The 8,534-nt window shown below is 75.0% G+C and carries 9 protein-coding genes and 1 pseudogene; 3 read left to right on the top strand and 7 right to left on the bottom strand.

Annotation, left to right across the window (positions count from 1 at the left end; all coding sequences use genetic code 11):
- Positions 1-434: FAD-dependent oxidoreductase (locus IE312_RS30720; RefSeq protein WP_189985540.1), on the bottom strand; the 434-nt coding region annotated here is incomplete at its 3' end.
- A 232-nt stretch (positions 435-666) separates the two neighbouring features.
- Between IE312_RS30720 and IE312_RS30725 the strand changes: the two genes are divergently transcribed.
- Positions 667-2,580, top strand: a complete 1,914-nt coding sequence (locus tag IE312_RS30725) for a CASTOR/POLLUX-related putative ion channel (RefSeq protein WP_229900632.1) — start codon at positions 667-669, stop codon at positions 2,578-2,580.
- Here IE312_RS30725 and IE312_RS30730 read toward each other — a convergent pair.
- From IE312_RS30730 to IE312_RS30740, 3 genes are read right to left on the bottom strand one after another with little or no spacing between them, the layout of a single operon-like run.
- Positions 2,577-2,906 carry an SH3 domain-containing protein gene (locus IE312_RS30730; RefSeq protein WP_189985542.1) on the bottom strand — a complete coding sequence of 110 codons (330 nt, stop codon included), beginning with the start codon at positions 2,904-2,906 and terminating at the stop codon, positions 2,577-2,579. The two genes, IE312_RS30725 and IE312_RS30730, sit on opposite strands and share 4 nt — an antisense overlap.
- A 2-nt stretch (positions 2,907-2,908) precedes the next feature.
- Complete coding sequence (locus IE312_RS30735; RefSeq protein WP_229900633.1) at positions 2,909-4,057, bottom strand: glycosyltransferase 87 family protein; 1,149 nt, start codon at positions 4,055-4,057, stop codon at positions 2,909-2,911.
- Between the two features lie 18 nt (positions 4,058-4,075).
- Entirely contained in the window at positions 4,076-4,258 is a 183-nt protein-coding gene (locus IE312_RS30740; protein ID WP_189985543.1) for a hypothetical protein, read from the bottom strand.
- 187 nt (positions 4,259-4,445) lie between these two features.
- On the opposite strand from IE312_RS30740, the gene IE312_RS30745 reads away from it, so the two are divergent.
- Positions 4,446-6,557, top strand: coding sequence for a HelD family protein (locus IE312_RS30745; protein ID WP_189985544.1), 2,112 nt, complete (start codon positions 4,446-4,448; stop codon positions 6,555-6,557).
- Between the two features lie 74 nt (positions 6,558-6,631).
- Here IE312_RS30745 and IE312_RS30750 read toward each other — a convergent pair whose 3' ends face one another.
- Positions 6,632-6,772, bottom strand: coding sequence for a hypothetical protein (locus IE312_RS30750; protein WP_189985635.1), 141 nt, complete (start codon positions 6,770-6,772; stop codon positions 6,632-6,634).
- On the opposite strand from IE312_RS30750, the gene IE312_RS30755 reads away from it, so the two are divergent.
- The gene (locus IE312_RS30755; RefSeq protein ID WP_229900634.1) at positions 6,771-7,331 is read left to right on the top strand and encodes an LppU/SCO3897 family protein; all 561 of its coding nucleotides are present in this window, start codon (positions 6,771-6,773) and stop codon (positions 7,329-7,331) included. The two genes, IE312_RS30750 and IE312_RS30755, sit on opposite strands and share 2 nt — an antisense overlap.
- Before the next feature lie 15 nt (positions 7,332-7,346).
- Here the strand turns inward: IE312_RS30755 and IE312_RS30760 are convergent, their stop codons facing one another.
- Together IE312_RS30760 and IE312_RS42595 are read right to left on the bottom strand one after the other, a co-directional pair.
- Complete coding sequence (locus IE312_RS30760; protein ID WP_189985545.1) at positions 7,347-8,039, bottom strand: copper homeostasis protein CutC; 693 nt, start codon at positions 8,037-8,039, stop codon at positions 7,347-7,349.
- A gap of 52 nt (positions 8,040-8,091) precedes the next feature.
- A pseudogene (locus IE312_RS42595) lies at positions 8,092-8,534 on the bottom strand (hypothetical protein); the annotation flags it as partial.

The raw sequence follows: 8,534 nt of genomic DNA on the forward strand, positions 1-8,534 counted from the left end.
CCGCCCGCCCGGTTGCCGTTGGCCTCCAGGACGGTCACCCGGTGCCCGGCCCGCCGCAGCAGCCAGGCCGTGACGAGACCGGCCGGGCCCGCCCCGACGACGAGGACGTTCTTGGATCCGCCGGCCCGCGCCCGCGGCAGGCCGTCCTTGAGCACCCGCTGGTAGCCGGGGACAAGGTGCCGGTCGCCGGAGTCGACGACGAGGACGGCCCGGGCGACGGCCAGGCAGCGGTCGAAGTCCGCGCCGCCCGCCCGGGAGAGGGCCGCCGGGGCGGGGCCCCGGGCGGGCGCCGGGGCGGGCAGGGCCGCCGCGTCGCCGGCTCCCGCGGCTCCGGCGGCGAGGAAGGTGGCCGCGGCGGTCGTGCCGGCGGCGGTCGTGAGGGTGCGCCTGGTCAGGCCGCCGTTGCCAGCGTCCCCCTGGTGATCTTCGGTCATGGCGCACTTCTACTGGCCCGTGCGGCCGGTGCGCGCCGGTATCACGGCGGGTTGCCACGGACGAGCGAAGGCCGCGGTCCAAACCGGAACGGCCCGGGTGCGCGGAGGCACGACGGGGCGGGCCGGCGCATCCGGTTACGGCGAAGGGATGAATCACGCACCGTCCCGCCCGGCGCGGGCCGCCGAATCAGCACACTGCCCCCTACAGACCTGCCTGCGGAGGGGGAACACGGTGGAGCAGCGGGGTCACGGAGCGGGTGCCCGGGCGCGGTACTGGTTCGACACGACCCTGGCGCGCGGGACCTCGGCCCTGGTGGGCTGGCTGGTGGCGGTCTGCCTGGCCGTCGTCGTCCCCGCGAGCGCGGTGCTGGTGTGGACGAGCGGGCACGCCCCCGCCACCCTCTCCGGGAGGCTGGCGGCGATCTGGCGCCTGACCGGGGAGACGCTGCGCCTGGGCGGCACCACCGGCACCCCGCTGCGGGTGGCGCTGTCGGTGCTGCTGGCCCTCGTCGCCCTGGTGTACGTCTCCACCCTCGTCGGTCTCGTCACGACCGGGCTGACCGAGCGGCTCATCGCGCTGCGCCGCGGCCGCTCCACGCTCCTGGAAAGCGGCCACGTGGTGGTGCTGGGCTGGTCGGAGCAGGTGTTCACGGTGGTGGGCGAACTGGTCGCGGCCAACGCCAACCAGCGGCGTTCCTGCGTGGCGGTCCTGGCCGACCGGGACAAGACGGCCATGGAGGAGGCCCTGTACAGCAAGGTGGGCCCGACCGGCCGGACCCGTCTGATCTGCCGCAGCGGCCCCTCGACCGACCCGGCCGTGCTGGCCCTGGCCAGTCCCGGCACGGCCGACTCGGTGATCGTGCTGCCGCCGGACGCGTCACGCGGCGACGCGGACGTGGTCAAGGCCCTCCTGGCGCTGCGGGCGACGGCGTCCGGGGACGAGGCCGCCGCGCCGGTGGTGGCCGCGGTCCGGGACAGCCGCTACCTGCTCGCGGCCCGCCTGGCCGCCGGACCCCGGGGCGTGGTCGTGGAGAGCGACACGCTCACCGCCCGGCTCATCGCCCAGGCCGCGCGCCGCCCCGGGCTGTCCCTCGTCCACCGCGAGCTGCTCGACTTCGCCGGGGACGAGTTCTACCCGACCGCGCACCCCTCGCTGGTCGGCCGCACCTTCGGCGACGCGCTGCTCGCCCACGGCAACGCGAGCGCGGTCGGACTGATCCGTGCCGGTGTGCCCTGGCTGAACCCGCCCCCGCGCACGGTGATCGGGCCGGACGACCAGCTCCTGGTCATCACGGCCGACGACGACACCGCCGAACTCGCCGACTGCACCGGCCTGGTCGAGAGGGGGCTCATCGCGGGCCCCCGGCCGCCGGACGTCCGGCCGGAGCGCGTGCTGCTGCTGGGCTGGAACCGCCGGGCACCGCTCGTACTGCGGGAGTGGGGCCGCAACGCGGCCCCCGGTTCCGTCGCCGACGTGGTCGCGGACGCGGACGAGGACGAGGTGCGGGCCGCGTCCGACGCCGGCGGCGCCGACTGGACCTGTGTGCCCCGCAGGGGCGACACCACCCGGCCGGAGACCCTGTCCGGCCTGGACCTCGCCTCCTACGACAGCGTCGTCGTGCTCGGCCGGGAGCCGCGGCCCGGCGAAGCCCCGGAGGAGCCGGACACCCGCACGCTCGTCACCCTGCTCGTGCTGCGCCACCTCGAACAGCGGACCGGCCGGGAGCTGCCGGTGGTCACCGAACTGACCGACGACGGCAACCGGCCCCTCGCACCGCTCGGACCCGGAGCCGACGTGATCATCAGCGGCAAGCTGATCGGACTGCTGATGGCGCAGATCTCCCAGAACCGCGCCCTGGCGGCGGTGTTCGAGGAGCTGTTCTCGGCCGGCGGCACCCAGGTGCACCTGCGGCCCGCCGCCGATTACGTGCTGACCGGCCACGAGGCGTCCTTCGCCACGGTCGTCGCCGCGGCGCGCGACCGGGGCGAGTGCGCCATCGGGTACCGCGACCACGCCCGGACCTGCCGCGCCCCCGGCCACGGGCTGCACGTCAACCCGCCCAAGTCCGCCCGCCGGCGCTGGAGCACCGGGGACGAGGTCGTCGTCATCGCCGGCGACGGGCGGCGGCCGGCCTGTCCGGCCTAGAAGAACGCGTGGTACTCCATCCAGCCCGTGGTCCTGCCGGACTTGCCGTAGTACCAGTCGCCGCCCTTCGCGGTGCAGTACACGCGCACGTTGCTGCCCGCGAAGACGGACTTCTTCACCTTGGACCGGAAGCTGGGGCTGGTGTACATGTCGGCGTGGTCCCACTGCACGACCTGCAGGGTCCGGTCCTTGATGTTCTTGGTGCAGGCGGAGGACCCCACGGCCGAGGCGCCGGGAGCGGCCAGGAGGGTGGCGCCGAGGGCGAGGGCGGTGGCGGCGGTGAGACCGCTCACCGCCTTGCGGAGCGGAAGATTCGAGAAGGGCATGCCTAGGTCCCCGTTTGCTCGGTGGAAAGGGTCGGACAACGGCTGATCATGCTGTCATACGGGACGGCCAGCCCAAGCACCAGGACCGGATAGGCGGCTGCCAACGGCTGCTGCCACCAGGACAGTTCCAGGTCGAGACCGCCGGCATGGGGCACCAGCCACATCGTGCGGGCGGTGAAGACGAGGGCCGTCAGGGCGCCCGTGCGGATGTGCCCTTGCGCCAGCAGCGACGCGAGCAGCGGCACGCACCACACCCAGTGGTGGGTCCAGCTGATCGGGCAGGCCAGCAGCGCGGTGAACGCGGTCAGCAGCACGCCGTGGCTGTCCCGCCGGGCGCGGGCCGCCAGCGTCAGACCGGCCACCGTGACCGCCGCCGCCGGCAGCAGCCAGGCGAGGCCCGGCGCGGGATCGCCCAGGAGCCGGGCGACCACCCCGCGCAGGGACTGGTTGTCCACGATCCACGCCTTGCCCACCCGGCCGGTCTCCCACAGCCGCCGGGTGAAGAAGTCGGCGCTCGCGGAGGGCAGCAGGACGGCACCGAGCAGGACCGTGCCCGCGCAGGCCGCCGCGGCCGTCGCCGCCTCCCGGCGCCGGCCCCGCAGGAGCAGGTAGACCACGAACACGGCCGGGGTGAGCTTGATACCGGCCGCGACGCCCAGGGCGAGACCCTTGGCGCGGGCGCCCGGGGGCCGGGTCAGGTCCCACAGGGTCAGACAGGTGACGGCCAGGTTGACCTGGCCGTACAGGAGCGTCTGGAAGACCGGTTCGAGCCACAGGGCGAGGGCGGTGGCCGCGCAGAGCGGGGCCGGGCGCAGCGGGCGGGACACCAGGCGCGCGGAGAGGGCGACGAGGGCGGCGAGCAGCAGGACGTTGGCGGCCAGCACGGCCGCCTTCAGGGCCGGCACGGGGAGCCAGGCGGCCGGGACGAACAGCAGGGCCGCGAAGGGCGGGTAGGTCGCCGGGAGCCGCCACCGGGTGACGGTGAAGCCGTACAGGTCGGTGCCGTGGAGGACGGCCGCGCCCTCGGCCCGGTAGACGAGGAGGTCGGCCATGGGAGCGCCGCGCAGGGCGCACAGCGTGGCGAACGAGGCGAGGGAGAGGGCGAGCAGGATCAGGGCAGGCAGGCGGGGCGTCACCGTCCGTTTGCGCACGCACGTGACCCTATGTCGCTACTTACGGCGTATGCCCGCTTCCTCGCCGTACTCGCCGAGGATCAGGACGCGGAAGGCCGCCTCCGCGAACACCTTCACGGCCCGCAGGGCATTGCCCAGGCGGTGGTGATGGGTGCCCTCGACGGCGGTGGCGCCGGAGGGCGGCCGCATCGGCGCCGGGGTGATGGCTGCTGCGCTCATACCTCCATGGTGGAACGGCTCGGGGGCGGAAATCCAACGGCCCGGGCACGGAAAATCCAGTGGACCGGTGTCGCGGACCCGCCTAAAATCTCCGCCCTTGCCCGCCTCCGCAACGGAGTGCCGTCGTCCGGCCGGAAACCGGACGGCACCGTCCCGCCCACGCAGCAGGCCCACCGGAGGCACCCCCTTGTCCACGCCCGCCCACGCCCGGCACGACGACCCGCTCGCAGACCCGCACGACGGCCCCCTCGACGACCCGCACGACGATCCCCTCGCCCGGGAACGCTCGCACCTGGCCGCCTCCCGGGCCGCCCTGCGCGCCATGCGCGAGGACGTGGAGGCCCTGGACATCAAGGACGTCACCGCGAACTGGGTCAACGCCGCGGTGCTGGCCCGCCAGATCGACGACCGCATCAGGGCGCTCGCCGACCTCAGCGGCACCCCGCTCTTCTTCGGCCGGCTCGACTACCTGCACGCGCCGGGCGCGGAGCAGGCCGAGGGCGCCGGAGGGGAGCGGTTCTACATCGGGCGGCGGCACGTCCACGACGCGGACGGCGACCCCATGGTCATCGACTGGCGCGCGCCGGTCTCCCAGCCGTTCTACCGGGCGTCCCGCAAGGACCCGATGGACGTGGCGCTGCGCCGGCGCTTCGGCTACACCGGGGGCGACCTCACCGCCTACGAGGACGAGAACCTGTCCGACCCGGCCGACCCCTCGGACGCCGCCCCGGCCGGCAGGCTGCTGCAGCAGGAGATCGAACGGCCCCGCGTCGGCCCGATGCGGGACATCGTCGCCACCATCCAGCCCGAGCAGGACGAGATCGTCCGCAGCGGGCTCGGCGGCACGGTCTGCGTGCAGGGCGGCCCGGGCACCGGGAAGACCGCCGTCGGCCTGCACCGGGTCGCGTACCTCCTCTACGCCCACCGCGAGCGGCTGGCCCGCACCGGCACCCTCGTCATCGGGCCGAACCGGTCGTTCCTGCACTACATCGAGCAGGTGCTGCCCGCGCTCGGCGAGCTGAGCGTGCAGCAGGCCACCGTGGACGACCTGGTCGCCCGGGTCGAGGTGCGCGGTACGGACGAGGCCGCCGCCGCGACCGTCAAGGGCGACGCCCGGATGGCCGAGGTCCTCCGGCGCGCCCTGTACTCCCACGTGACCATGCCCGGCGAGCCGGTCGTGGTGGTGCGCGGCTCCAGGCGCTGGCGGGTGCCGGCGTACGAACTGGAGGAGATCGTCCGGGAGCTGCTGGGCCGGGACATCCGCTACGGCGCAGCCCGCGAGGCCCTGCCGCAGCGCGTCGCGCACGCGGTGCTGGTGCAGATGGAGCGGGCCGGGGAGGCGCCGGACGACCGGGTGCAGGACGCGGTGGCCCGCAACGGCGCGGTGAAGGCGGCCGTGAAGGCCGTCTGGCCGGCCGTCGACCCGGCCAGGCTGGTGCTGCGGCTGCTCACCGACGCGGAGTTCCTCGCCGAGCACGCGGACGGGCTGCTGGACGGGGCCGAGCAGAGGACGATCCTGTGGGACAGGCCGGTGCGCGGTGTGAAGTCGGCCAGGTGGTCGGCGGCGGACGCCGTGCTGATCGACGAGGCGGCCGACCTAATCCAGCGCACGCCCTCGCTGGGCCACGTCGTGCTGGACGAGGCACAGGACCTCTCCCCCATGCAGTACCGGGCCGTGGGCCGCCGCTGCACCACCGGCAGCGCGACCGTCCTGGGCGACCTGGCGCAGGGCACGACCCCGTGGGCGACCCGGAGCTGGGACGAGGCGCTGGCCCACCTCGGCAAGCGGGACGGGGTGGTCGAGGAGCTGACGGCCGGTTTCCGCGTCCCCACGGACGTCATCGCGTACGCCTCCCGGCTGCTGCCGCACATCGCGCCCGGCCTCACCCCGGTCGCCTCGGTCCGGGAGAACCCCGGGTTCTTCGAGGTCCGTACGGCCACCGGGGCGGCCGACGTCGTCGCCGCGTGCGCGGAGCTGCTGCGCAACGAGGGCTCGACCGGCCTGATCGCCGCCGACGCCCGCGTGCCCGCCCTCGCCGAGGCGCTCGCGGCGGCCGGCATCCCGTACCTGGCCCCCGGAGAGGAGACCACCCGCGAGACTCGCCTGACCCTGGTCCCGGCCTCCCTCGCCAAGGGCCTGGAGTACGACTACGTGGTCCTGGACGAGCCGCGGGCGGTGGTGGACGGCGAACCGGACGAACGCACGGGCCTGCGCCGCCTGTACGTCACCCTCACCCGAGCGGTCTCGGGCCTGGTCATCGCCCACACCGCCCCGCTGCCGCCGCAGCTCGCCGGATAGGGTGCTGTGCCGTTCCGCCATGTCCCCGTCGAGAGGCCCCCGTTGAGCGCGCCGTACCCGCCGCACGCGTACCCCTACCCCCAGCAGCCGGGGCCGTACCCGCAGCCGTACCCGCAGCCGTACCCGCAGCCGTCCGGCCCCGGGTGCGAGGTGTGCGGGGCGATGCCCGCCGCGCCGGTGACGGTGCGCGGGCACCAGGGGATGGTGGTGGTCATGCGGTTCCTGCGGCGCCAGGGCGTGCTGTGCCGCACCTGCGGGCTGGCCGTCGCGCGCCGGATGCAGGCGGACACCCTCGTCCAGGGCTGGTGGGGCCCGCTGTCGATGCTCATCACCCCGTTCGTCCTGCTGCTGAACGTCGGTGAGCTGTCCCGCATCCGCAAGCTCCCGCCGCCCGCCACGGCCGCCTGGCGCCCGCCGCTGGACCCCGGCCGCCCGGTGCTGAGGCGGCCCGCGGGCCTGGTCGCGCTCGTCCCGCTGCTCGCCCTCGCCGGGCTGGTCCTCGCCGTCCCGTTGCTCATCGTCATCGGCATGGCGGTCGACTCCGGCGGGAACGGGCACGTCACCCTGAAGCCCGGCTCGTGCGCCCGTAACTTGGCCGACTGGCCCCAGCAGGACCTGCGGCCCGCGGACTGCGGCTCACCGGACGCCCAGTTCCGCGTCTACTGGCCGGACGGCCCCGCCTGCGAACCCGGCGACTACGACGCGTACCCGGAGTACAGCGAGGACGGCGGCCTCTCGCTGTGCCTGCACCCGGTGAAGAAGGCGAAGAACTAGGCGGAGTCCGAAGAACTAGGCGGAGTCCAGGGTCCGGCGCCACTCGGCGACCGCGTCCGCCGAGACGGGACCCTGCCAGCCGGCCGGTCGGGCCGCGCCGCCGATGTGGAAGGCCTCGATGCCGGCGGCCCGCAGCCGGGGCACGTGGTCGAGGCGGAGGCCGCCGCCGACCAGGATCTGCTGCTCGTACCCGGGCTCGCCGTCGTGCGCCGCCTCGGTGAGCAGCGTGGGCAGGCCGTCGTCCACGCCCGCGGCGGAGCCCGCGGTGAGGTAGGTGTCCAGGCCGGGCAGGTCGGCGAGCTGCTTGCGCAGGGCGTCGCGGTCGGCGGCCCGGTCGATCGCCCGGTGGAAGGTCCACCGGCAGCCGGCGAGCGCGTCGGCGACCCGCTCCACCGCGGCCAGGTCGACACCGCCGTCCGCGCCGAGGAACCCGAGCACGAACTGGTCGGCGCCGGCCTCCCGCAGCTCGCCGGCCACACCGACCAGCCGGTCCACGTCACCGGCCGCGAAGCCGTCCGTGAGGCGGAGCATCACGCGCAGGTCGATGTCGACGGCGGAGCGGATCGCGGCGACGGTGGCGGGCTCGGGGGTGAGCCCGTCGGCCGCCATCTCGGTGACCAGCTCCAGCCGGTCCGCGCCTCCGGCCTGGGCGGCGACCGCGTCCTCGACGTCGAGGGCGATCACCTCCAGGACTGCACGCTTGCTCATGGCACCCCATTCATCGGCGTCTACGACTACGGCGCTACAGGTCTAGTCCAATTCAAGAGTACGCCGGTACCGGAGCGCCACGGTGCCCCGTCAGCCGAAGATGTTCAGCTCCCCCTCCCGCGCCCCCGCCAGCTCGTAGGCCGCTCCCGCCACCGGCCGCCCCGCGTACAGCCGGACCAGCGTGGCGGCGGCGCCGATGTACCGGGCCGGCGGACCGTCCGCGACCCGGGCGCCGAACCGCACCGGCTCGTCCACGTCGTCCAGGTCGGCGTGCAGTGGCACGTGCTCCTTCTCCCGGGTCACCCGCGCCAGCAGGGTCAGCGCGTCCGGCAGCCCCGCGCCCGCGTACGCCCCCGGCTCCCCGAGGACCTCGCGCACGTCCCCCGCGTGCACCCACTCCCCGAGCGCGAGGATGTCCAGCCGTCCGTCCCCGCGGGCGATCACCGGCCCCGCCTCGGTCATCCCGCGCTCCAGCTCGTCCACGATCCGCGCGTT

The organism is Streptomyces capoamus (genome assembly GCF_014654935.1).
Classification (GTDB): Bacteria; Actinomycetota; Actinomycetes; order Streptomycetales; family Streptomycetaceae; genus Streptomyces; species Streptomyces capoamus.

Excerpts from the sequence above, each read along its gene's own strand:
- IE312_RS30730 (WP_189985542.1), bottom strand. The coding sequence starts at position 2,906 with ATGCCCTTCTCGAATCTTCCGCTCCGCAAGGCGGTGAGCGGTCTCACC.
- IE312_RS30755 (WP_229900634.1), top strand. The coding sequence starts at position 6,771 with ATGCGGTTCCTGCGGCGCCAGGGCGTGCTGTGCCGCACCTGCGGGCTG.
- IE312_RS30760 (WP_189985545.1), bottom strand. The coding sequence starts at position 8,039 with ATGAGCAAGCGTGCAGTCCTGGAGGTGATCGCCCTCGACGTCGAGGAC.
- IE312_RS30750 (WP_189985635.1), bottom strand. The coding sequence starts at position 6,772 with ATGACCACCACCATCCCCTGGTGCCCGCGCACCGTCACCGGCGCGGCG.
- IE312_RS30740 (WP_189985543.1), bottom strand. The coding sequence starts at position 4,258 with ATGAGCGCAGCAGCCATCACCCCGGCGCCGATGCGGCCGCCCTCCGGC.